21 protein-coding genes and 5 pseudogenes are annotated in these 23,536 nt (G+C 36.1%); 23 read left to right on the plus strand and 3 right to left on the minus strand.

Features of this window, described 5'->3' with window-relative positions:
- The first annotated feature begins 45 nt into the window (after positions 1–45).
- The 21 genes and pseudogenes from cps2T to RI501_RS12840 all read left to right on the plus strand — a co-directional run bounded on the left by cps2T (position 46) and on the right by RI501_RS12840 (position 19,750).
- Positions 46–1,224, plus strand: a complete 1,179-nt coding sequence (gene cps2T, locus RI501_RS12740; protein WP_313823357.1) for a beta 1-4 rhamnosyltransferase Cps2T — start codon at positions 46–48, stop codon at positions 1,222–1,224.
- Entirely contained in the window at positions 1,225–2,526 is a 1,302-nt protein-coding gene (locus RI501_RS12745; RefSeq protein WP_122551395.1) for a glycosyltransferase, read from the plus strand.
- Positions 2,527–3,414, plus strand: coding sequence for a glycosyltransferase family 2 protein (locus tag RI501_RS12750; RefSeq protein ID WP_313823362.1), 888 nt, complete (start codon positions 2,527–2,529; stop codon positions 3,412–3,414).
- 112 nt (positions 3,415–3,526) lie between these two features.
- Positions 3,527–3,790 carry a transposase gene (locus RI501_RS12755; RefSeq protein WP_003606156.1) on the plus strand — a complete coding sequence of 88 codons (264 nt, stop codon included), beginning with the start codon at positions 3,527–3,529 and terminating at the stop codon, positions 3,788–3,790.
- 40 nt (positions 3,791–3,830) lie between these two features.
- The gene (locus RI501_RS12760) at positions 3,831–4,673 is read left to right on the plus strand and encodes an IS3 family transposase (protein ID WP_313823366.1); all 843 of its coding nucleotides are present in this window, start codon (positions 3,831–3,833) and stop codon (positions 4,671–4,673) included.
- Between the two features lie 220 nt (positions 4,674–4,893).
- Positions 4,894–5,766 carry a glucose-1-phosphate thymidylyltransferase RfbA gene (rfbA, locus tag RI501_RS12765; RefSeq protein ID WP_260274679.1) on the plus strand — a complete coding sequence of 291 codons (873 nt, stop codon included), beginning with the start codon at positions 4,894–4,896 and terminating at the stop codon, positions 5,764–5,766.
- A 4-nt stretch (positions 5,767–5,770) separates the two neighbouring features.
- Positions 5,771–6,352: a dTDP-4-dehydrorhamnose 3,5-epimerase gene (gene rfbC / locus RI501_RS12770; RefSeq protein ID WP_260274678.1), complete on the plus strand. Its 582-nt coding sequence runs from the start codon at positions 5,771–5,773 to the stop codon at positions 6,350–6,352.
- A 10-nt stretch (positions 6,353–6,362) separates the two neighbouring features.
- Positions 6,363–7,397 carry a dTDP-glucose 4,6-dehydratase gene (rfbB, locus tag RI501_RS12775; RefSeq protein WP_260274677.1) on the plus strand — a complete coding sequence of 345 codons (1,035 nt, stop codon included), beginning with the start codon at positions 6,363–6,365 and terminating at the stop codon, positions 7,395–7,397.
- 209 nt (positions 7,398–7,606) lie between these two features.
- Positions 7,607–8,452, plus strand: coding sequence for a dTDP-4-dehydrorhamnose reductase (gene rfbD, locus RI501_RS12780; protein WP_260274676.1), 846 nt, complete (start codon positions 7,607–7,609; stop codon positions 8,450–8,452).
- 63 nt (positions 8,453–8,515) lie between these two features.
- Positions 8,516–9,016 (plus strand): VanZ family protein, encoded by a 501-nt coding sequence (locus RI501_RS12785; protein WP_260274681.1) that lies wholly within the window; start codon positions 8,516–8,518, stop codon positions 9,014–9,016.
- A gap of 261 nt (positions 9,017–9,277) precedes the next feature.
- A pseudogene (locus RI501_RS12790) lies at positions 9,278–10,453 on the plus strand (IS256 family transposase).
- Positions 10,454–10,506: 53 nt separating this feature from the next.
- Positions 10,507–10,680: pseudogene (locus tag RI501_RS12795) on the plus strand (IS3 family transposase); the annotation flags it as partial.
- Between the two features lie 205 nt (positions 10,681–10,885).
- Complete coding sequence (locus RI501_RS12800; protein ID WP_313823378.1) at positions 10,886–12,025, plus strand: glycosyltransferase; 1,140 nt, start codon at positions 10,886–10,888, stop codon at positions 12,023–12,025.
- 28 nt (positions 12,026–12,053) lie between these two features.
- Positions 12,054–13,313 carry a hypothetical protein gene (locus RI501_RS12805; RefSeq protein WP_313823379.1) on the plus strand — a complete coding sequence of 420 codons (1,260 nt, stop codon included), beginning with the start codon at positions 12,054–12,056 and terminating at the stop codon, positions 13,311–13,313.
- A gap of 20 nt (positions 13,314–13,333) precedes the next feature.
- Entirely contained in the window at positions 13,334–14,776 is a 1,443-nt protein-coding gene (locus RI501_RS12810) for an oligosaccharide flippase family protein (RefSeq protein ID WP_302029303.1), read from the plus strand.
- Entirely contained in the window at positions 14,773–15,666 is an 894-nt protein-coding gene (locus RI501_RS12815; protein ID WP_253732300.1) for a glycosyltransferase family 2 protein, read from the plus strand. Before RI501_RS12810 ends, RI501_RS12815 begins: the two co-directional genes overlap by 4 nt.
- A 23-nt stretch (positions 15,667–15,689) precedes the next feature.
- The gene (locus RI501_RS12820) at positions 15,690–16,838 is read left to right on the plus strand and encodes a glycosyltransferase family 4 protein (protein WP_313823384.1); all 1,149 of its coding nucleotides are present in this window, start codon (positions 15,690–15,692) and stop codon (positions 16,836–16,838) included.
- Positions 16,839–16,868: 30 nt separating this feature from the next.
- Positions 16,869–18,014, plus strand: a complete 1,146-nt coding sequence (gene wecB / locus RI501_RS12825; protein ID WP_313823386.1) for a non-hydrolyzing UDP-N-acetylglucosamine 2-epimerase — start codon at positions 16,869–16,871, stop codon at positions 18,012–18,014.
- A gap of 58 nt (positions 18,015–18,072) precedes the next feature.
- Positions 18,073–18,333 (plus strand): annotated as a pseudogene (locus RI501_RS12830) (IS30 family transposase); the annotation flags it as partial.
- 29 nt (positions 18,334–18,362) lie between these two features.
- Positions 18,363–18,932: pseudogene (locus tag RI501_RS12835) on the plus strand (IS30-like element ISLpl1 family transposase); the annotation flags it as partial.
- 248 nt (positions 18,933–19,180) lie between these two features.
- Complete coding sequence (locus RI501_RS12840) at positions 19,181–19,750, plus strand: recombinase family protein (protein WP_313823388.1); 570 nt, start codon at positions 19,181–19,183, stop codon at positions 19,748–19,750.
- Positions 19,751–19,844: 94 nt separating this feature from the next.
- On the opposite strand, the pseudogene RI501_RS12845 reads toward RI501_RS12840, so the two are convergent.
- Positions 19,845–19,964 (minus strand): annotated as a pseudogene (locus RI501_RS12845) (MFS transporter); the annotation flags it as partial.
- A gap of 162 nt (positions 19,965–20,126) precedes the next feature.
- Between RI501_RS12845 and RI501_RS12850 the strand changes: the two are divergent.
- Together RI501_RS12850 and RI501_RS12855 are read left to right on the plus strand one after the other, a co-directional pair.
- Positions 20,127–20,747, plus strand: coding sequence for a recombinase family protein (locus RI501_RS12850; RefSeq protein ID WP_313823389.1), 621 nt, complete (start codon positions 20,127–20,129; stop codon positions 20,745–20,747).
- 108 nt (positions 20,748–20,855) lie between these two features.
- Positions 20,856–21,218, plus strand: a complete 363-nt coding sequence (locus RI501_RS12855; RefSeq protein WP_313823391.1) for a hypothetical protein — start codon at positions 20,856–20,858, stop codon at positions 21,216–21,218.
- 416 nt (positions 21,219–21,634) lie between these two features.
- Here RI501_RS12855 and RI501_RS12860 read toward each other — a convergent pair whose 3' ends face one another.
- On the minus strand, positions 21,635–22,048 hold the full coding sequence (locus RI501_RS12860; protein ID WP_041095767.1) for a hypothetical protein: 414 nt from the start codon (positions 22,046–22,048) through the stop codon (positions 21,635–21,637).
- Entirely contained in the window at positions 22,045–22,929 is an 885-nt protein-coding gene (locus tag RI501_RS12865; RefSeq protein WP_313823393.1) for a ParA family protein, read from the minus strand. The genes RI501_RS12860 and RI501_RS12865 overlap by 4 nt, the downstream gene beginning before the upstream one ends.
- Positions 22,930–23,536 lie beyond the last annotated feature (607 nt).

Below are 23,536 nucleotides of genomic sequence, written 5' to 3' on the forward strand. Positions count from 1 at the left end.
ATAGGAGCATGTTTGTGTGATTGTTGAAATAAAGGAGTAAATTCAGTGGAAAAACATGTATTCATCGTGGGATCAAAAGGGATTCCAGCCAATTATGGTGGTTATGAAACCTTTTTGGAATATTTAACTCAAGGGCAGCAGGACACAGCAATTAAATATCATGTTGCTTGTAAAGTGACCAATAAAACAGCAGCCAAACAGAAGCATTTTATGCATAATCACGCTGATTGTTTTAATGTTTATGTACCGAATATCGGTCCAGCACAGGCGATCTATTATGATGTTGCCGCGCTGAACCAGGCGATTCGCTATGCACGACGTCATCGAATCAAAAAGCCAATTTTTTACATCTTGGCTTGCCGGATTGGACCCTTTATGCGGGGTATTACACGGCGCGTGCATGCAATTGGCGGCGTTGTCTACGTTAATCCCGATGGTCATGAATGGATGCGGGCTAAATGGAGTAAGCCAGTAAGACAATACTGGAAGTATTCCGAAGGTTTGATGGTGAAACATGCCGATCTATTGATCTGTGACAGTAAGAATATTGAAAAATATATTCAAACGACCTACATGCAGTACCAACCAAAAACAACCTTTATTGCGTATGGCGCTGATGCACAGCGGTCAACTTTAGCCGACGATGATGCTAAAATTACTGATTGGTTCCATAAATTCAATATTCGCGCTAACGAGTATTATTTGATTGTTGGTCGCTTTGTCCCAGAAAATAATTATGAAACCATGATTCGGGAATTTATGACTTCAAAATCACAAAAAGACTTGGTGATCATTACTAATGTCGAACATAATCAGTTCTACGATGCGTTAAAAGCTAAGACCCACTTTGAACAGGATCAGCGCATCAAGTTCGTTGGTACGGTTTACGATCAGAACTTGTTAAGCAAGATTCGTGAACTGGCATATGGTTATCTACACGGTCATTCGGTAGGGGGGACTAACCCCTCGTTACTTGAAGCTTTAGCTAGTACTAAGTTGAATCTGTTGTTCGATGTTGGCTTTAATCGTGAAGTTGGTGAGGACAGCGCACTTTACTGGAGCAAGCAGTCTGGCGCTTTGGCTAAGTTGATCGAACAAGCGGATGATTTATCAGCATCTGAGATCGAACAGTTTGATCAAGCATCGACACAACGGATCGCAGATGCTTATAGTTGGCCGTTTATTGTTGGTGAGTATGAGAAAAAGTTTTTGGAGGTAAACTAGTTGAAAATTCTGCATTATTCTTTAGGTTTCCCACCAGAGCGTAGTGGCGGATTAATTCGTTATACGATGGATTTGATGAACGAACAAATTCGGCAAGGCGATGAGGTTTATTATTTATATCCTGGTCATATTAATTTGCTTAAGAAAACAGCATATATTAAAAATGATACCAAGCATGCTAAAGCACACTTTCATCCATACTCATTAGTTAATTCTTTGCCATTACCACTTTTTGGTGGAATAAAAACACCTGAAGATTTTATGCAATCAGTTGATATTAGTATCTACCATTCTTTACTTAAAAAAATTAAACCAGATGTTATCCATGTCCATACTTTAATGGGGATACACAAAGAGTTTTTTATGTGTGCGAAATCATTAAGGATAAGAATGATTTTTACTAGTCATGATTATTTTGGATTAGCACCTGAGCCTACTTTTTATTATCAGGGACATAATTATGATGATAATAATACCATGAATCAATGGATAAAAATTGGACAAAATGCTATGCCAACATGGAAACTACGGATATTTCAGCTGAAATTTTATCCTCTATTAAAAATCATAAAAAAGAGGATTAATTTTAATAGAATAAACAATAGATACCAAATTACTTCTAGTGTTAATACAGATGATAGAAAAAAAGAGAGTTTTCAAAGATTAAAATATTATTATCTGGAAATATTCAAACTGATAGATTTTTATCATTTTAACAGTAAGTTAGCAAAGTCTGTTTTTAATTCTAAAATTAAATTCAGTGACAACTTTAGATGTATAAATATAACAAATTCACAGATAAAAAAAAGAAATAATAATTTATCTAGAATAAAAATCCCTATAAGGGTTGCTTATATCGGTCCATATAGTGATTATAAAGGATTTTTTGAATTTATAAAATTACCTAGTTTATTAGCAGACAATAGATTTGAATTTCATGTTTATGGTAGTAATGAAACTGTTTCTTTACCTAAAACAATTAAAAATCATGGTAGGTTTAGTAGTGATGAAATGGATGATATTTATAATAGTATAGATATTATTGTGGTACCGAGTTTATGGAAAGAAACGTTTGGATTTATTGTTGAGGAAGGATTATCTTATAACAAAATTGTTTTTGCCAGTAATAATGTTGGAGCAAAGGATCTATTGCCTTGTGACCACGTTTTTAATGGAATGATTGATTTAGCCAATAAAATAAAGCATTTACAATTTGACTCTTGTAATAAATCACATGCAATTAAAACTATTGCTGAGCACTATAATGAGATATATGAAATATACAGTATTAAAGGGGTATAAATGAAGAAATCTAACTTAGCTGTTATTGTGATTAGTTATAATAATAGTAGTGAAATTAATAATTTTGTGAAAACTTTAAAAACTTTTAATTCAGTGAACCATATTATTATAGTTGATAATGCTTCTAATGTTTCGCATATCAATGAATTAGAAAAGCTAACTAACGAAAATAATAATGTTTTCTTAGTAAAGAATACAGGTAATTACGGTTATGGTAAAGGCAATAATATTGGTATTAAATACGTAGAAAAACACTTTGATGATTCTTTTATTATGATTTCGAATAGTGATGTAACAATAGATGAACCTGCTATTCTAGATTGTTTAAATTTACTAAAATTGGATAATTCAGTTGGAATTGTGGCGCCTAGAATGATAAGTAATGGAGCTTATACACCTAGTTATTGGAAATTACCAACTGTATTTACTACTTTCACTAATACTTTTTTTTATTTAAGCCCAATTTTGAGAAAATTCCATACCAAGCAACAAGGTAAAACTAAATTAAAAGTTGATGTTGTTTCAGGATCACTTTTTTTAATCCGTACTGAAACCTTAAAGTCGGTTGGATATTTTGATGAAAGAACATTTTTGTATGGTGAGGAGAACATACTTGCTTTGAAACTAAAGCGTATAGGTTTAAATAATTATATATTACTTAATGACAAATTTTCACATGTACATGGAGAGGTTATAAATAAAAAGTTTAGTAGCATAAAAAAACGTTATCTAATTGCGCTAAAATCAAATATAATTTATTTGCGGGACTATATGAGAGCATCTGATAATATAATTTCGTTCTATAAGTATATATATAAAACAAATTTATTTATATTTATATGCTTGTATTGGGTGAAAAACAAATTAAAAGGTAAAAAATATGAGTGAAAAATATATTAATAATGAAAGAACGAAGGAATGGATGTAGGCTGATTCCTGAGACAACTTTTAAGAGAGGGTATAATGAATAAATCATCTCTCAAAAGGAAGGAATTTTTACATGCCAACTCGTTACGACAAAGAATTCAAACAAAACATTATCAACCTATATAAGCAAGGCGAATCAGCTGCCCAACTGGCCAGAGAATATGGCATTGGCTATTCAACAGTTCATAAGTGGATCCAGGGCCAGGCCAAAACTCAATCCGGTAAATCGCCAGACGAAATCAAAGCGATGGAAAAGCGACTGGCTTCGCTGTCTGAGGAGAACGAAATCCTAAAAAAACCCTGGGCTTCCTTGCGCAGAAGTAACCAATATCTTTGATTACATTCACCAAGAAAGCCATCACCACCAGGTAACCAAGATGTGCCGAATCCTCGGTGTTTCCAGAGCTCAGTATTATCGTTATCGATCCCCCAAACCTTCAAAACGCCGGGCCGAAGATGCGGGCTTGAAACAACGGATTCTGCGGATCTTTGCGGAATTTAAGCAGCGATACGGTGTTATGAAGATCCACCATGAATTGAATCTGGAACTTCAACCACTGCAGCTTCGGTGCAGTCCACGACGGATTTCCCGGCTCATGAAGGAACTGGATATCCACTCCGTTACCGTCAATAAGTGGAAAGCGGCTTCAGCTTCCAAAACCAAGGTTGAACAGCGTCCCAACTTGCTTAAGCAGGATTTCTCGACCACTGGTTTAAATCAAAAATGGACCGCTGATATGACCTATATTCAAACGAAGCGTAATGGCTGGTGTTACTTATCAACCATCATGGACCTGCACTCACGACGGATTATCGGCTATTCGTTCTCAAAAAAGATGGCTACTGATTTAGTCTTAAAGACCTTTGAAAGCGCGGTTAAAAATCGAACCATTACTGGGGACCTGATTATCCATACGGATTTAGGATCACAGTATACCAGCGATGATTACAATCAACGTTTAACTGAGCTACATATCCGCCACTCATACAGCCGTAAGGGTTGTCCGTATGATAATGCGCCAATGGAATCCTTTCACGCTTCCCTCAAAAAGGAATGTGTTTATCCAGTACCGGTCTTTGAAGATTATGAAACTGCCGCTGCCGTCCTTTTTGAATATGTGCATGCTTTCTACAATAGGAAGAGAATTCATAGTTCACTGGGCTACCAGACCCCCTTACAAGTTGAAATTGCAACACTTACGAGCCAAATGGCCGCCTGATTTAATGCTTTCCAGGGTTCAAATAAGTTATTAATCGCGATTAATGATTTATTTGAGCTGTGGAAGGTAAACGCGGTTCTGAATGTCTCTTAAAATCTGTCTCAAATATTGACTTCAATCCAACTAAAATTAGTGATTAAATTAAAACATACTCTATTTATCTCAAGTTAATAATGGTAAATCAGTGATTGAAAATGTTTGACTAGGAGGAATATTTAAAATGAAAGGTATCATTCTTGCAGGCGGTTCGGGAACCCGCTTGTATCCCGTCACCCGGGCGATTTCAAAGCAGTTGATCCCGGTTTACGATAAACCGATGATCTACTATCCGCTGTCCAGCTTGATGCTGGCCGGCATCCAAGATATTTGCATTATTTCCACGCCTAAAGATACGCCGCGGTTTGAAGAATTATTCCAGGATGGTCATGAATTAGGGTTGAATATTTCGTATAAAGTCCAGGAGAAGCCTAATGGATTGGCGGAAGCTTTTCTGTTGGCGGAAAACTTTATTGCCGGTGATTCAGTTTGTTTGATTCTCGGTGATAACATTTTCTACGGCGGTGGCTTGTCTAAAATGCTGCAAGAAGCGGCGGCTAAAACAGTCGGCGCCACGGTCTTTGGCTATCACGTCAATGATCCGGAGCGGTTCGGGGTGGTTGATTTTGATGAAAATCATCACGCCATTTCGATCGTCGAAAAGCCAGCGCACCCCACTAGTAATTACGCGGTCACTGGACTGTATTTTTACGACAATCAAGTGGTGGACATTGCCAAGCAGATCAAACCGTCACCGCGAGGCGAGTTAGAGATCACCGACGTCAATCAAGAATATTTGCGCCGTGGTCAGTTAGACGTCCAATTAATGGGCCGTGGCTTCGCTTGGTTGGACACCGGCACCCACGCGTCATTGCAACAGGCATCTAGCTTCATCGAAACCATTCAAACGCGTGAGAATTTAGAAGTGGCGTGCTTGGAGGAAATCGCTTTTCACATGGGTTACATTTCAGCAGCGCAATTGGTTCAGTTGGCGCAGCCGTTGAAGAAGACGGATTACGGTCAATATATGTTACGGTTAGCGAAAGAAGGAAAATAGTTTTATGGGTAAATTAATTGTTAAAACAACCAAGTTACAGGATGCTAGGTTGATCACGCCGGCAGTTTTCGGCGATCAGCGTGGATTTTTCACGGAAACTTATTCAGATCGGGACTTTAAGGCAGCGGGCATCGATTTTAATTTTATTCAGGATAATCAATCATTATCTAGTCAAGCTGGTGTGCTGCGCGGGTTACATTTTCAGCGGGGACAAGCAGCACAAACTAAGTTGATTCGAGTGGTTACTGGCGCTGTTTTGGATGTAATTGTCGATGTGCGGGCTGGGTCACCAACGTACAAGCAATGGGAAGGCTATTTGCTGACTGCCAGCAATCACCGTCAATTATTAGTCCCTCGTGGTTTTGCGCACGGTTTCTTGACGTTAACCGACAACGTGAATTTTCTTTATAAGTGTGATAATTACTATGATGCTGCGGCTGACGGTGGGATCTCGTTTAAGACACCAGAATTGAACATTGATTGGCCAATTGATTTCGATAAGGCGATCACATCAGAAAAGGATGCGGCGCAGCCAACCCTTACTGAGTTCGAGCAGAATAATCCCTTTGTTTACGGTGAAATCTAAGGAGTTTAACATGACATTCAAAAATATTATGGTTACTGGCGGTGCTGGTTTTATCGGCAGTAACTTCGTTCACTATGTAGTCAAGCATCATCCTGAGGTTCATGTCACAGTACTAGATAAACTTACTTATGCTGGTAACAAAGCTAATTTAGCTGGTTTACCTGCGGAACGAGTTGAACTGATCGTTGGTGATATTTGTGATCAGACGCTGGTTGAGCGTTTGGTGGCAGATGCGGATGCCGTTGTTCATTATGCGGCTGAAAGTCATAATGATAATTCGTTGATCGATCCAACCCCATTTATTCAAACGAATATCGTGGGCACATCGGTGTTGATCAATGCGTGCCGTAAATTCGATGTGCGCTATCACCACATTTCTACTGATGAAGTGTACGGTGATCTACCGTTACGTAAGGATTTACCGGGACATGGCGAAGGCAAAGACGAAAAATTCACGCCAGAATCACCTTATCGACCAAGTAGTCCTTATTCGTCGTCGAAAGCTAGCTCGGACTTGTTGGTCCGTGCCTGGGTGCGTTCATTTGGCTTGCGCGCAACGATCTCGAATTGCTCTAACAACTATGGTCCTTACCAACATATCGAAAAGTTTATCCCGCGGCAAATCACTAATATCTTAAGCGGGATTCAACCGAAATTATACGGTACCGGTAAAAACGTCCGCGATTGGATCCACACCAACGATCATTCGCGTGCGGTGTGGCAGATTTTGACCAAGGGTAAGATCGGTGAAACTTACTTGATCGGTGCTGACGGTGAGCAGAACAACAAGGATGTTTTGGAATTGATCCTGAAGCTGATGGGCAAGTCTTCCTCGGATTATGAGCAGGTAAAGGACCGTCCTGGGCACGATTTGCGTTACGCGATCGATGCAACTAAGCTGCGGACTGAATTAGGCTGGCAGCCCGAGTTTACTGATTTTGAAACTGGGCTGCAGCATACGATCGATTGGTATACGACGCATGAAGACTGGTGGCGAGCGGAGAAGGCTGCGGTTGAGGCGAAATATGCTCAGAATGGCCAATAAGTGACGATTCTGATTAGCGTTCTCTACAGCGAGTACTGGTGGGGAATTGTTCTTGACGCGAGAAGTATTAGCGTTCCTTTGATGCGATAACTAAAGCAATCAATTATACATTAAAATAGGGTTGGGCAAAGGAGACACAGTTAGTTGTGAGACCGTTTTCCCTGCTTTTTCATACATATGAATCAATATAATAGTGAGGAGATTCAATTATGCGAATTTTAATTACCGGCGCTAACGGCCAATTAGGTACGGAATTACGACATTTATTAGATGCGCGCGAAACGGATTATCGGGCAACTGATAGTGGTGAATTGGATATTACGGATAAGGCGGCCGTGACTGCTTATTTCAAAGACTTTCAGCCACAAGTGGTGTATCATTGTGCCGCTTATACCGCGGTTGACGCTGCCGAAGAAGCACCTGGCAAGGCGATCAATCAAGTCGTCAACGTTGACGGTACCGCCAATATTGCCGCAGCTGCTAATGAAGTCGGCGCGATCGTGGTTTACATCAGTACCGATTATGTATTTGATGGCGATCAAGACGCAGAATACACTGTCGATGCGCAACCAGCGCCGCGGAATGAATATGGCCGTGCTAAATACGAAGGCGAACAGGCGGTCCAACGGCTAGCTGACAAATACTATATTATTCGGACTTCGTGGGTCTATGGCGAATACGGTAAGAACTTCGTTTATACGATGTTAAAATTAGCTCAGACACATGATCAATTGACTGTGGTCAACGACCAATTTGGCCGGCCGTCTTGGACACGGACATTGGCTGAATTTATGACTTACGCTTTGGATCATCAATTAGATTATGGTATTTATCATTTGTCTAATGATAATAGTTGTAACTGGTATGAATTTGCCCAAGCGATCCTGAAAGATAAGAACGTGACGGTCAGCCCCGTGACGTCAGCGGAATATCCGCAAAAAGCTTGGCGGCCACGGCATTCGATTTTGGACTTGAGCAAGACTAAGGCAACAGGCTTTAAGCTGCCAACGTGGCAAGAAGCGTTAGCCGCATTTATGCAAGAGATTGAAAAATAGATTTTTAGCTAATAAGGAAGTGCATTATCCATTAATATCATTCGCTGGGTACCATTTATTTTTATCGTTGTTCTAACCTTGATCGTTAATAACTCACTAATGCCATGGGATAAAAGCGTGCCGCAGAGAATTACTTTATACTCGGCAGTGTTTTATTTTTTTAGCGTTGCAGTATTGTGTTTTACGCCGCTAAAATTTATCGGGCATCACGTTACCCCGTTACTGGCTGGAGTTGGTACAGTACATTTGCAAGCATTACAAGGACTTGATCCGACTTTTTACTTAAACATTGTCATGGCAGTACCGCTGGGAATTTATTACGGTTTATTGATTCCGCGGGCCAATATTTTAAAAGTGTTTCTTGTTGGAATACTGGCAAGTGGCTTTGTCGAGGTCGCACAATATGTGTTGGATCATTCTATTTGGTTGAATCGCAGTGTTGATATTAATGATGTTATTTCGAATGTATTGGGTGTTCTAATTGGCTATATTAGTTTGAAGGTTGTTGGATTTGTTTTTCCTAAATTAGTACAGTGGTTTAGATATTTTAATCAAGTAAATTAATTTATATTTTGGAGGAGTAAAAACAATGCAAGTGGTAGATTGTCTATTTTATTGACAGGGGACCACATGCAGTATAATTATATTTGATTAGATATCAAAAAAGCTAAATTTATTTTTTAAATTACCTATACATTGTGTATTATTGATAGCGTAAAATATCTTGTGTAAATGCATAAAAGATTTCTGAATTGTATAGAAATAGGGAATGCCTTCCCTTATGATATTTAGTAATCACAGAAAACATCACAGGAGGCATTCCCCATGAATGAACTTACCACAGAAATTATCGCTGCACTAGCCCAAAAGCAAGATTTGGACGAAGTTTTTCGTCACCACCTCGAAATTGCGATTAACCAGCTGCTTCAAACCGAATTGGCAGAGTTTTTGGGTTACGAACGCTACTCATACGCTGGGATTAACACTGGTAATAACCGCAACGGCAGTTATGAGCGCTCGTTTGATACGAAGTACGGCCAACTTAACTTAACCATTCCTCGAGATCGCAATGGCCGGTTTGAAAATCATACCTTGCCAGCCTACGGTCGGCACAGTGATAATTTAGAAACAACGGTCATTCAGTTGTATACCAAGGGAATTACCACTGCTGAAATTGCCGAACTCGTTGAGAAAATGTACGGTGCTCACTACTCCAAAGCCACGGTTTCCAACATGACTAAAGCCGTCAATGAACAGGTTCAAGCTTTCCAGCAACGTCGACTGGCTTCACAATATGCGGCCATCTTCTTAGATGCCACTTACTTGCCGTTAAAGCGGGATACCGTTCAAAAAGAAGCCGTTCATATTGCGATTGGCATTCGTCCAGATGGTACGAAAGAAGTGCTGAACTACCAAGTAGCGCCAACGGAATCGACTGGAATCTGGACTGAACTGCTGGGAACCTTGATCAAGCAGGGCGTTAAAGATGTGCTGTTGTTTGTGGCCGATGGGTTAGTTGGTTTGGATGAAGGCTTGAATCGGCATTTCCCTAAAGCCAAACGACAACGTTGCCTGGTTCATGTTGGGCGGAATCTGATGAACAAAGTTCGCGTAAAAGACCGCAAGGCCGTGATCAGTGACTTTAAACAAGTTCATGGGGCCGCCAACCGTGAAGCAGCCGAACTGAAACTGAATGAGTTCGCCAACAACTGGCATCAGACCTATCCCAAATAAATCAAAGATCTGCTTAAAATGCCGAATTTACTCACTTTCATGGACTTTCCACCAGCTATCCGGCAATCACTATACTCCACTAACCTGATTGAGAACTTTAATAAGCATCTCAAGCGCACCACCCACCACAAAGAACAATTTCCAACGGAAGATTCACTGGATCGCTTCCTGGTTTCTCAGTTTAATGTTTATAACGAGAAGTCTCTGAAGCGGATCCACCGAGGGTTCCAAGGACTCCAGGACACCTTGGAAGCATCATTTATTTAAGTTAGATACATATTATATGTACGAAGGCATTTCATTTACACAAGATTCTTGACGCTACCTCAAAACAAGGTTATCCTTATCATAATGGGCCAATTGAAGATTTTCACTCATTGTTGAAGAGAGAGTTTGCCTTTCAAACAACTTTTTCCAATTTTGAGGACTTGGTAATCCGAACCTCAAATTACATCAGTTGGTTTAATTCCGACAGAATTAGAACGAGTGTTTAGAAAAAGATGTGCCATTTATTGACATAGGAGCATATTTAGTAACAGATCCTATAAAACTATAAAGGATTCAATCGATTTCAGATATATATTGAGTAATAGACATAATCTTATGAGCAATCCCTCCTAATTACTTACACAGACTTTTTTACGTTATCTAAATCTGTAGTAATTACTTATTAAGTGATACATGAAAGGAATATTTATAATGAAAAGAGTATTATATATATCTTTGGTAGATTGGTTTTGGATTAAGCAGCGACCACAACAACTTTGTGAACAACTTTCTGATCTTAATTATTATGTTGATTATTTCTGTATACGTGCATGGAAAAATAAAAATAAAGTACAAAAACACTCAGAAGGAGATGATATTGGCCTTAATAACATAGAAATCACTGACAAACTTAGAATATTTAGAAACCATGTTATTCCTAAGGGTAAGTATACACTTATTAATAATATAAATGGGTTATATTTACGAACAAAGATTGATAAGTTGTTTAGCGACAATAACTATGATTTCATCGTTGTAACGCATCCTTCACAATTATTGTATTTAAGTAAGCATATCAGACAAAAAGCAAAAATTATATACGATTGTATGGATAGTTACAAGGATTTTCCTATGAATAAATATAGTAAAAATAGGGTGATTAAATTAGAAAAGAAAATCATTAATATTGCATCTAATATTATCGTCTCTAGCACGCAAATTAAAAATAATTTAATAAGTACTTATAAGATATCCTCACAATCAATTAAAACCATAAATAATGGGGTAGATATTAATAATTTTAATATAAATAAATTATCTCAGGTGACAAGTAACGAACTCTTAAAAAAGAAAAATAATATTAGTCGAAAAATAACTTACATTGGTACAATTAGTAATTGGGTGGATCTCAAGCTGGTTATAGATACTGCTGATTTTTTTAAAAAGGATACTTTTTATTTAATCGGGCCTATCGATATAGATGTTCCTAAGCAATTACCTGATAATATTATTTTTACAGGGCCTAAAAGATATGAATTAATTCCGTTATATATTGGTGAATCAGATATTTTGCTTATGCCGTTTAAACTCAACGATGTTGTAAAGTCTGTTAATCCAGTTAAGCTATATGAATATTTAGCTATGGGTAAAGATATTATCGCTACAAAATATTCAGAAACTTTAAGATTTTCATCGCTTGTATATCTTTATTCTTCTAAAAAGGAATTCTTTCATTACATCAGTATTTTAGGAAAGGAAAAAAACGAAGAAACTATAGAGAAACGTATATTATTTGCAAAAAAAAATAGTTGGCAAAGTAGAGCAAGTGCCTTAACCGAGATCTTAAGGTGATCACTGATAATCGGAGAGGAGTGAGTAAATGTTAGTGAAAATAAATAAAATATTAATTGTTCTTTTATTACTAATTGAAGTGAATTTTTTTTCATTATTTTACTTTCCGAGCTTCATTAGTAACTATAGCAATTATTTAGTTAAGTATTTAAGCTTATTTTTAATAATTATTATGTTACTAATTAACTTAATTTTTAGTAATAGTCTACATGGTAAATTAACATTCGGTATTCCAATCTTTTTTCTTTTAGCCAGTGTGGTAATAATTACTATATTTTCAAGTTATCATTATAGTCAGACTATATTGGGAACGGGACGACTTTCCTATTATTACTTTATTATTATACTTTATTACTTTTTACTTTATTATTTTTTTTCTACGAAGAATATACATTTTTTAGCATCTACAATAAGACTGATTGGTGTAATTTATTCAGGAATATTAATTATTCAAATTTTGTTATATTTAAAAACAGGAACGTTCTTTTTAAATACAAGTTCTACTGGTTTAAATCTTAGCAGTAATATTTTGGATAATGATACGACTATTTTTATTTCAGGTATTCCTAGAATACAACAGCCTGCCGATTTCATTATGTTTTCTTTTTTAATAACGAATATCGAGATGTCAAATAAGAAGCAGCGTATATCTTTTAAGAATATAATTTTTTATGTTCTTCAATTATCATACTTACTGTTTATAGCACAAACAAGAATGTATATAATTCTTTCAGCTTTAATAATTATCTTACTTGTTTTATATAAAATAAATTCAAGAAAGAGAATTTTTTGGGGGATTTTAATGCTGGTAGGTATTGGCATCTTTCATAAGTATATCCTTTATAAATTTGGCTTTTTCAGTGAAAATAGATCTGCAAGTACTTTAATTAGATTTGATGAATTACAATATTACATACCCAAAATTTTTAGTAACCACGGTTTTGGAATTGGATTTGCTGATGATATGGAGTATTATTTTTTAAATCACGGTACCTTTTATAACGCTGATGTAAGTAGCTTCTATTTTGATGATATAGGAATTATGGGTAATATGGCTCAACTAGGTATACTGGGAATTATGAGCATTATAGTATTAATTTATTACCTCATGAATTTTTATTTAAAATCTAATAATAAAATAATAATTTTATTTATCTATTTATATCTATTTGTCACAAGCATATCTTTATCGGTGTTAAACGTTCAACGAATAATATACTTACCATTAACCTTATATTTTGTGACTAGCTTATTTAAGCAGGGTAATAATAATAACGATGTATTGTAAATGTATAAGATGGAGAAGATATGCGAATATTAAAAAATTATTTATATAATGCAGTTTATCAATTGTTTATTATTATTGTACCTCTCATAACTATACCGTATATCGCACGTACGATCGGACCATACGGAGTTGGAGTTAATACGTTTACCAATTCAATAATTCAATATTTTATCTTGTTGGGGACACTAGGATTAACAATGTATGGTAATCGTCAAATAGCTTATACTCGTAATGATAAGGTTAAGATGACTAAGACGTTTTGGGAAATAGAAGGTTTACTTTGCCTTACAGTTACAATATCATATTTAATTTTTTATGTTTATCTGGAACTGAACAATGATTTTAAAGCATATTATTTAGCCCAATCTCTTACAATCATTGCTGTTATTTTTGATGTTTCTTGGTTCTTTATGGGTGTTGAAAATTTTCGTGTTACCGTAATTCGAAATGCAATAATTAAAATTATTTCAATATCATTAATATTTCTAGTTGTGAAAAATTCAGGTGATTTACTTAAATATATTCTAATCAATTCGTGTGCAATACTTTTGGGAAATATGACTTTTTGGCCTTATTTAAGAAATTATTTAGTTAAAATTAGTTTTAAGGAGTTAAATATATTTACGCACTTGAAGCCGGCACTAATTTTATTTATTCCACAGATAGCAACCAATATTTATGTAGTTTTGAATAAGACGATGTTAGGTGCACTGTCAAGTATTAACGCTGCCGGTTTTTTTGATAATTCCGATAAAATAATTAAAATAATATTAGCTGTCTTAACATCATTAGCGACTGTTATGATGCCGCGAGTTGCTAATACTTTTGCTTCAGGAGATAAAGAAAAAGTAAATAAATATCTAAAGATAAGTTTTGATTTTACCATGTTAATGGCAGTACCATTAATGTTTGGTTTATCAGCTATTGCAATTAGATTTGCTCCTTGGTTTCTGGGCAATGATTTTATGGTGGTTGGTAAAGTTATGGAACTTGAAGCCCCTGTAATTCTAGTGATTGCTACTGCTAGTGTAGTAGGAAATCAGTATTTATTACCCACCAATCATAATAAGCAATATACGTTATCAGTCACCCTGGGGGCTGTGATTAACCTAGTATTAAACGTTCCGTTAATTTTGTATTTTGGGGCATTAGGTACAGCTGTTGCGACAGTGATATCTGAACTGTGCGTTACCTTAGCTCAGCTATTTTTTATACGAAAGCTAGTTAAGCTTAGGATATTGTTTTTAGATTTTTGGAAATACATTTTGAGTGGTTTAGTAATGTACTTATGTGTGAAGTTATTAAACATATTCCTTAGTTTTAATATTCTGACACTACTCGTTGAAGTGGCTTCTGGGATTATTATTTATGTATTAATGATTTTTATCATGCACCCTAATATTTTAGATTTCATTGATTCTTTTTTAAACGATAATCAACTTAAATTTTGGAGAAAAAAATGAAAAAAGTTGGAATTATAATTCTTAATTATAACAATGCAGATACGACTCTCAGATGTGTTGAAAGTATAAAAAGCATTAACTATAGTAATTACCTTTTGGTTATTGTTGATAATTACTCAACGGACAATTCTTATGAATTTTTGAAAAAAAATTTGGAGGATGTAGATTGTTTATTGCGTACCGATATGAATGGTGGCTATGCTTATGGTAATAATATGGGTATTAGATATGTCTTGGAAAGAGAATGTGAGTATGTACTTATTTTAAATAACGATGTAATTTTAGAAAATGATACTTTAGAAAAATTAGTCAATTATTCTGAAAAACAATCAGGAGTTGGAGTTGTTGGACCTGCTATCTTAGAGTTTAATAGTGGTGACGGTATTATTCAGTCAACTGGGGCTAATAACAATATGTTCAAAGGAACAAGTCAACTGCTTAATCACGGGAGATCTATTTCAGCTTTGAGCAGTGACGTTTTATACCCTGATTATTTGGGGGGTTCTTGTTTGTTAGTTAGCAAGAAGGTCATTAGAGAAGTTGGTCTTATTCCTGAGGATTATTTCTTATTTTACGAGGAAAATGAATGGTGCTTAAAAATTAGGAAAAATGGCTATAAAATTATTTGTGACCCAGAGGCGAAAGTATATCATTTTGGTTCTGAATCTATTAATAAAATCAATGGACTATCATATTATTTTATGATTCGTAACGTGATAATTTTCGAACGACGGAACGCATCTGATTTTCAATTTATTATATTTATTATATATATATTTATTAAAACAATTTCGCGCAGCTTAAGACATCCAAATCATTGGAAAGACTTCTTATATTATTTTGATGGTTTTGTTGGGAAAAATAGATATGAGTATTTAAAAGATATTTAAAATAGAGCCTTGGGGATGAATAAATGATTAGAATAGGATATGTAACGACAATGGATCCTGAGAGCCAAGCAGCATGGTCAGGTACTATCCATACAATTTACAAAGCGTTAAATAAGAGGTATCAAGTTGAACCAATTATCATAAAACAGAATTTTTTACTAAAAAAAATATTATCAAAATTTTCAAAATTAAAAATAAAACTATTTCATAGCGCACCATATCAGGATAATACATCTGTTCTTACTGCAAGAATAAGATCAATGAGATTAAAATGTTTAGTGAATAGATTTGGTAGTAAAAAAATTGATGTGTTATTTATTCCTGCCGGTAGTACTTATTTATCATATTCTGATTTTAATATTCCTGTTATTTATTTGAGTGATGCAACGTTTCATGTAATGATTGATTACTACTATACAAATTTAACTAAAAAACAAGTAGAAAATGGTAATTTGATAGAAAAGAGAGCAATAGAAAATGCGGATAAGGTCATCTATTCAAGCGATTGGGCAATGAATGATGCTATTGACTTTTATGGTATAAATTTCGAAAAATGTAAGATGATACCTTTTGGGGCTAATATGATTTCTCCAAATGAGAGAAAGCCTAAATCTATAAAATCTAAAAAAAATATTAATCTTCTCTTTGTTGGTGTAGATAGTAAGAGAAAAGGTTTAATAATAGCAGTCGATACAATCAATGAGTTAAATAAAAATATTTCAGGGTATAAATTTACCTTAACTGTTATTGGTAATGATGAAAAATGGCTAAAGGATAACGATAACATCAACGTACTTGGTTTTTTAGATAAAAATAAAAATGGTGATATAATCAAAATACATAATGCATATAAAGCTGCTGATTTATTTATTCTTCCAACAACTGCAGAAGCTGCAGGTATTGTTTTTGCAGAATCGAGTATGTATGGTTTACCGATCTTAACATATGCAACTGGAGGAGTTTCAACTTATGTTAAGAACGAGGTTAACGGATTTACATTACCTAAAAATACCAAAAACTTTTTTGAAAAAATAGAGAGATTAATTGAAAATCCTGGAGAATATGAAAATATGTCATATAATGCTATCCAATTGTATGAGCGTATTTTTAACTGGGATAATTGGATAGCTGACGCATCAAAAATTATTGACGATCTAGTAAAAAAAAATTAAGAATAAAATATGTTTAATGGAGGTTGTGGATTGAATAAAATAAAAGTAATGACTGTGTTTGGAACACGTCCTGAAGCAATTAAAATGGCTCCTGTTGTTGGTGCATTAAAAAAAAGAGCAAATGAGTTTGAAACAGTGACTGTAGTTAGTGCACAACATCGACAGATGCTGGATCAAGTTTTAAATATTTTTAAGATCAAGCCAGATTATGATTTAGATATTATGCAGCGTGAGCAAACATTGAGCAAAATAACTACACGGGTTATTACGAGTTTAGATAAAGTGATAGAAGAAGCCCAACCCGATATTATTCTTGTTCATGGAGATACCACTACCACGTTTGCAACTAGTATTAGTGCATTTTATCATCAGATTATGATTGGACACGTGGAGGCTGGATTACGTACTTGGGAGAAATATTCTCCCTATCCCGAAGAAATGAATCGTCAATTAACAGATGTACTTGCTGATTTATATTTTGCTCCAACCGCACAAAGTAAAATTAATTTATTAAATGAAAATCATGCTGACCATAATATCTTCATTACTGGTAATACCGCTATAGATGCATTGAAACAGACAGTTGATAAGGATTATAAACATGATATTTTGAAAAAAATTGATAATAACAACAGAGTTATTCTGGTAACTATGCATCGTCGTGAAAATCAAGGAGAACCAATGCGTCGTGTTTTTAAAGTAATACGTGAGGTGGTAGATTCTTACTCTGATGTAGAAGTTATTTATCCCGTACATCTCAATCCGGTTGTACAGGATATTGCTAAAAGTATTTTAGGTGATAATCCACGGATCCATTTAATTAGCCCACTGGATGTAGTTGACTTTCATAACTTATCCGCACGAAGTTATTTTATTATGACAGATTCTGGTGGCGTCCAAGAAGAAGCACCCTCATTAGGTAAACCAGTATTAGTTTTACGCGATAATACTGAACGTCCAGAGGGTGTTACTGCTGGCACGCTACGTTTAGTCGGCACGGACCCTAAAACGATTAGAGAGGCTATGATTGAGCTACTAGGTAATCAAGTGGCTTATAATGAAATGGCACATGCTAAAAATCCTTATGGAGATGGGCAAGCAGCAAATAGAATTTTAGATGCCATAGCTTATTCTTTTAAAATTAATGATAAACGTCCAGATGATTTTGACATTTAAGTAACAGATAAAATAATTTTGTTGTGAGAAATATTCTATCGCGCGTTTTACGCTCTCGAAAGAATTCGCCAACTACAATTTGATTGAAGAACAGACCGGTGTTCCGCTGTACTTTGCGCACGCTTATTCGCCACATGAACGAGGCAGTAATGAAAATCGCAACCGAGTACTACGCCGCTTCATTCCCAAAGGTCAACCGATTGATGAGATTACCGATGATGAATTGATTCAAATTAACTGGTATTTGAATTCCCGACCACTCAAATGTTTAAATTGGCGGACACCGATTGAGATCTTTTTGCGTGATCTGCGTTACTAAATTTGTTCAAGTTATTTCTTGCAATCTGCCTATCTCGATGTCAACCTTATCAGGCTGAATTAGCACAAACAGATGCCGAATACAAGCGATCACGATGTGGTCGGAAAACTAAGCTGAGCGATGAGTTAAAGCAAAAAATTCTCAACCATTTACGTCTAAGCTGGTCACCAGGAATGATTGCTCACGAATTTAAACTAGCTACTAAATCTATTTATAATTGGCTAAATCAGGGGAGAATTGGTTTCTCCTTGAATGATCTACCTGAACATGGCGTACGCCAACGGCGTAACGTTGACCAACGATCCAAATATAATCAATCTTTGGGGCGATCAATTGAACAGCGTCCCATGATGATTAATCAACGTAATCGCATCGGCGATTTTGAACTAGATACCGTCGTTGGCCCTCGTGGGCATAGTAAGGCAGTTTTATTAACTTTAATCGATCGCAAATCACGGTTCCTTTGGGCATATCGGTTAAAGGACCGAACGACAGCGAGTGTTAATGAAGCACTGACTAAGTTCCTAACAACTTTTAATGGACCGGTGCACAGTTTTACTGTGGACCGTGGTACTGAGTTTAGTGGGCTAGTATCATTGTATCAGGTTATGCTGACCAATTTGTCCAAAAATTCGGATTAAATTTGCAATCTACCTTGAGAGACGATTTATTCATTATACGCTCTCTAAAAGTTGTCTCAGAAATCAGCTTACATCCATAATGATTAAAATGTTTAGATAGAACAAGCCAGGTCACAACTTAACAGTTGTGGCCTCTTTTTTGATACTGTATATTAAAGGGTTAGAACCGTGTCATTACTTAATGACATAAGTAAGGAGATAAAAAGATGAAATATGGCTATGCGCGGGTCAGTACCACTGATCAAAAATTAGCAAATCAAATTGAGTTACTAAAATTGGCAGGAGCAGAAAAAATCTTTCAAGAAAAGTTTACCGGCACAACTACCGAACGACCGGAGTTTCAAAAACTGTTGCGCGTTCTAAAAACAGGCGATACTTTGATTGTCACTAAGTTGGATCGGTTTGCGCGGAACACACGCGAGGCCTTAGCCGTTATCCAAGAGTTGTTTAAAGAAAATGTCAAAGTTAACATTTTGAATATGGGCTTAATTGACAATACGCCGACTGGACAACTAGTCTTTACAATATTTAGCGCCTTTGCGCAGTTTGAACGCGATATGATTGTCACGCGCACACAAGAAGGTAAAGTGTATGCCAAGCAACATGATCCGTTGTTTCGGGAAGGGCGACCGAAAACGTATTCTGAGGAACAAATCAGATTTGCCTACGAGTTACGAAAACAAGGCATGACCTATAAAATGATTGAACGAAAGACGGGGATTAGTAAACGCACGCAACAGCGACGATTTAAATTAGTTAAAAATAATATATTTTAAAACTGTTTACACCATACCAAAAGGGGCTTCGAATACGAGGCCCCTTTTAGATTTAGCTAGTAATCCGTATTAAAGTTAATGGCTAGCTCCCAGTTCAACTTTTTAATGGCTTACGATCTGTCAACAAAGCAATTGGTGACAGAATCAAAACAATCACCGCTCCTACTAAGTAGGTATGACTGAAGGCCTGGCTGATCTGTCGATTCTTAGTGTACCCTAAATGGACAAAAAGCAGTATAATCAACTTATGAAGAAAAGCTTAGGTTCTGCTTGGGATAACAAGCAGTTCTTTGTTTTTGTCAAACTGTCTAATTAGAGTGTCTAAACAGAATGCAGTAGGGTGGAGGAGACTGATCCTCTGAAAGGAGAGTTATTGATGAAAGTTGGTTATGCGCGAGTTAGCTCAACTGATCAAAATTTGGCCCGCCAAATTAAAGCCTTGAAAGTGGCTAGATGTGAGAAAATCTTTGAAGAAAAACAATCGGGCAAATCGACCCAAAACCGACCAGAATTACAGGCGGCGATTGCTTATGTGCGGCAAGGAGATACATTAGTAGTGGCCTCATTAGATCGGCTTAGTCGAAACTATGACGACGCCAGTGATATAATCAAGCAGATCAGAGATAAACAGGTTAGAATGGAAGTCTTAGATGCCCCATTTCTTTCAATGCAGACTGGGGATTCAGATATGGACAAATTTATGTTTGATATGCTAACTAAGCTGCTAGCTTATATGGCCCAGACGGAGCGAAAGAAAATTCGCGAGCGTCAAAGACAAGGAATCGAGATTGCCAAAGCCAATGGGAAATATCGAGGAACTAGACCGGCATACGCTGAAGATTCACCTAACCCACAAAAACGGTTTATTTATCATCGAATCGTTGAGCAGTTAAGAAACAAAGCAACCGGAGCTAAAATAAGCTATCGTGCGATTGCGGCTGAAACCGGCGTCTCGGTGCAGACAGTGATTAATATTAAAAATCGGCCGAATTCATAAATTTCCGGATAAATGGTTAACCAAGATTAGTTGATTTCAACTGAATATCGAACATTAAATATTTGCCAATTTTTAATCGCAGTTAAAATCGAAAGGGAGATAAACAAGATGATTGATATTAATTATGGAAACTACACGCTTTTTCAATACCTAATCATGGTTTTTATTTTGTTTCCAATTGAGATTATTCATTCATGGTTAATAATAATAATTTATGCGGCCATCGTTTTAATAATTTTTAGTACGCTATTAAAACTTTTTGAACGTAGGCATCCGCGTTTCAAAGAAAACAATCATGTGACAACAGTACCGTGGTTACGTACCACACTTGCTGTCTTATCTACTGCGATGTTCTTTGTCATATTACTAATTAAAGATAGCAGTGTAGATTTTTTAACCTACTACGCATTAATTGCAGCGCCTCACGTAATTTCAGCATACTTTTCAACAAGTAGAAGAGCACATTTTTAAATTAGATGTTAAATAGGCGCGTTCTGAGAACACTTTCGCTTTTTATAGTGGAGTTCTCTCTTTTCCAAGACGCTGCAAGCTTCGAGTAATTAAGGTGGTGTTGATCTACAGTAATTTGAATATGACGAACAATAGCATCATTGATAGCCTGGTAGCTATCAATGATGCTATTGTTCGAGTAAGCGTTATTGATGTTAAAGTGTGAAGATTGAAGAGACGTAATTTTTAACGACTGACTCTTGAGAATTCATACTTGTATGTAAGCATGAATTTATAAAAGTATACAAATATGAATGTTACAACACGGGATAGAGAGTCTATGACGCTCGTAATCAAGAAGCATAGTGAAGATAGTAACTAGTGGTATCGAGCCTAGTTATACAATTATAAATTCATATTTGTATAAATTTATAAAATTATGATTTTTTTCGAGTTCTTTTCTTCTTTTCATCTTTCTCACGTAGTTGGGCTACCTTCATATCAAACATCTGTCGTTCGACCTGACTCATTTTATCAATTTGTGGCTGCATTTGATCTCCAAGTAACTCGTAGGTGTAACTAAATGCTGATTGATCAAGAAGTGCCATAAACTGATAATATTGTTCAGCCGGCAAAACTAAAGATTTTCGTTCACTCTTATTACCGAATCCTTGAGTGGACCTAGAGCTATTATTGGCTTCTATAGTTGGTTCAGGTCGGTAAAGGGTTTTTGGTTGCGGATCTGGTTTGTATGACTTATCGAGTAATCCTGATCCTTTTTTTAATGTATCTTTTTCAGAATTATCTTTTGTGAAAAAACCGGGTTTTTTTTGTCTTGATTCAGTCATCATTTGTCACTCTCCATTAAGTTCACGCGTTCAATGAATTCATTCGTCAGATTATCTAAGAATGAAGTAAAAATATCTTTGTCCCAGTAACTATCATTTCGTAGACCGTTTCGTGGTGCGGATTGTAGACGGCGCTTGTAAGGAACAATTGTCTTAAACATATTTTCTTTTCCAAAGAAGTTCACGGCATCTTGCATTACAGTTTCGTCAATACTTCCGGATCGTTGCATTTGATTCGGTAGAATACCGAGTACATCAGTTGGCACGCCGAACTCGTTTACCTTCTCTGGCAGCTCGTCTGGATTGAAAATGAAGTTGTGGGCCCCGTCCAGAGAATCTGATTGAGTTTGAAAGGCGACAAGGACGTAATCACTCGCTCCTACAGCGGAGTCGGTATAATCGGAAGAGGTTGGTGGTGTATCAATGAAAATGAAGTCATAGGTTCCACGGCTTTTGAGAGGTTCAAGTAATTCTCTTAAAAAGAAGAGCTTTTTCGATTTAACTTCGTGGTAATTGGCGTCCCCTTCTTCGGCGACACCATACTGCTTGCTAAGATAATTTGTTAGATTCTTTAAATCATAATGGGCCGGAATAAGATCTAAATTTGGGAGTATGTTGACGACCAGATCGGTTAGATCGTGGTCTCGAATTCCGGCCATCATTGTTTTGTCTAAGACAAAAACTGAATCTGGTTCGTTATGTTCTTTTGTTACTACGAATGATTTTGTAGTATTGGATTGTGGATCTTCATCTACGACTAGCACATGATAGCTGTGGAGAGACAGGCTGTAGGCTAAGTAACGAGTGATTGTGCTCTTACCGGCGCCACCTTTTTGATTTGCAACAGTAATTGTGAGGGGTCTTTTTAAATTTATTTTTTTCAATTTCTAAGCACCACACTTTCATAAATGTATGAATTTATAACAAAATAAGTATAACTTGATTTGTTGTTTGTGTCAAGGTTCCTATTGCTATTGACAATAACTGCTTTACAAAGGAAATTAGTTCAATCATACATATATGAATTCATTTATTTATAAATTCATATATGTATGAATTTATAAATATAAAAAAAGAAACCTCTTTATTTTGAAGAGATAATGAGGTACACTTCTCTTATAAATAAGAAAAGCGCCAACCAACGGGAATTGGTCAGCACTCGAAAAAATCTTTTTCATTCAACTAAGAAGATTATACCAGCAAATTGGTAAGATGTCGAGAATGGTGTGATTTCAAAACGGTAGGGGACAAGCTGCCGGGTAAAGACTAAGGGGACACGTGTGGTGAGCGACTTCTGCGCAAATTCACTGGATCTATTCACTTAGATCCGTAGGCGGTAATTTTAAAGTTTATTCGGGGGTAGTCGGACTACTTCCACCTTAAGCAACTTGGCATAACGCTAAGTTGCTTTTTTGTCTGCGCTTTTTCATTTTCTATGTATTTTCTATTAAGCTAACTTAGGTGTTTATTTTGAAAGGAGGTGAGCTCACC

It is taken from the genome of Levilactobacillus zymae (assembly GCF_032190635.1).
Classification (GTDB): domain Bacteria; phylum Bacillota; class Bacilli; order Lactobacillales; family Lactobacillaceae; genus Levilactobacillus; species Levilactobacillus zymae_A.

Bases quoted from the DNA above. Each gene is read 5' to 3' on its own strand.
- RI501_RS12750 (WP_313823362.1), top strand. From the start codon at position 2,527: ATGAAGAAATCTAACTTAGCTGTTATTGTGATTAGTTATAATAATAGT.
- RI501_RS12850 (WP_313823389.1), top strand. From the start codon at position 20,127: ATGAAAGTTGGTTATGCGCGAGTTAGCTCAACTGATCAAAATTTGGCC.
- rfbA (WP_260274679.1), top strand. From the start codon at position 4,894: ATGAAAGGTATCATTCTTGCAGGCGGTTCGGGAACCCGCTTGTATCCC.
- rfbD (WP_260274676.1), top strand. From the start codon at position 7,607: ATGCGAATTTTAATTACCGGCGCTAACGGCCAATTAGGTACGGAATTA.
- RI501_RS12805 (WP_313823379.1), top strand. From the start codon at position 12,054: ATGTTAGTGAAAATAAATAAAATATTAATTGTTCTTTTATTACTAATT.
- RI501_RS12860 (WP_041095767.1), bottom strand. From the start codon at position 22,048: ATGATGACTGAATCAAGACAAAAAAAACCCGGTTTTTTCACAAAAGAT.
- RI501_RS12800 (WP_313823378.1), top strand. From the start codon at position 10,886: ATGAAAAGAGTATTATATATATCTTTGGTAGATTGGTTTTGGATTAAG.
- RI501_RS12755 (WP_003606156.1), top strand. From the start codon at position 3,527: ATGCCAACTCGTTACGACAAAGAATTCAAACAAAACATTATCAACCTA.
- RI501_RS12840 (WP_313823388.1), top strand. From the start codon at position 19,181: ATGAAATATGGCTATGCGCGGGTCAGTACCACTGATCAAAAATTAGCA.
- RI501_RS12810 (WP_302029303.1), top strand. From the start codon at position 13,334: ATGCGAATATTAAAAAATTATTTATATAATGCAGTTTATCAATTGTTT.
- RI501_RS12820 (WP_313823384.1), top strand. From the start codon at position 15,690: ATGATTAGAATAGGATATGTAACGACAATGGATCCTGAGAGCCAAGCA.
- RI501_RS12815 (WP_253732300.1), top strand. From the start codon at position 14,773: ATGAAAAAAGTTGGAATTATAATTCTTAATTATAACAATGCAGATACG.
- rfbC (WP_260274678.1), top strand. From the start codon at position 5,771: ATGGGTAAATTAATTGTTAAAACAACCAAGTTACAGGATGCTAGGTTG.
- rfbB (WP_260274677.1), top strand. From the start codon at position 6,363: ATGACATTCAAAAATATTATGGTTACTGGCGGTGCTGGTTTTATCGGC.
- RI501_RS12855 (WP_313823391.1), top strand. From the start codon at position 20,856: ATGATTGATATTAATTATGGAAACTACACGCTTTTTCAATACCTAATC.
- RI501_RS12760 (WP_313823366.1), top strand. From the start codon at position 3,831: ATGTGCCGAATCCTCGGTGTTTCCAGAGCTCAGTATTATCGTTATCGA.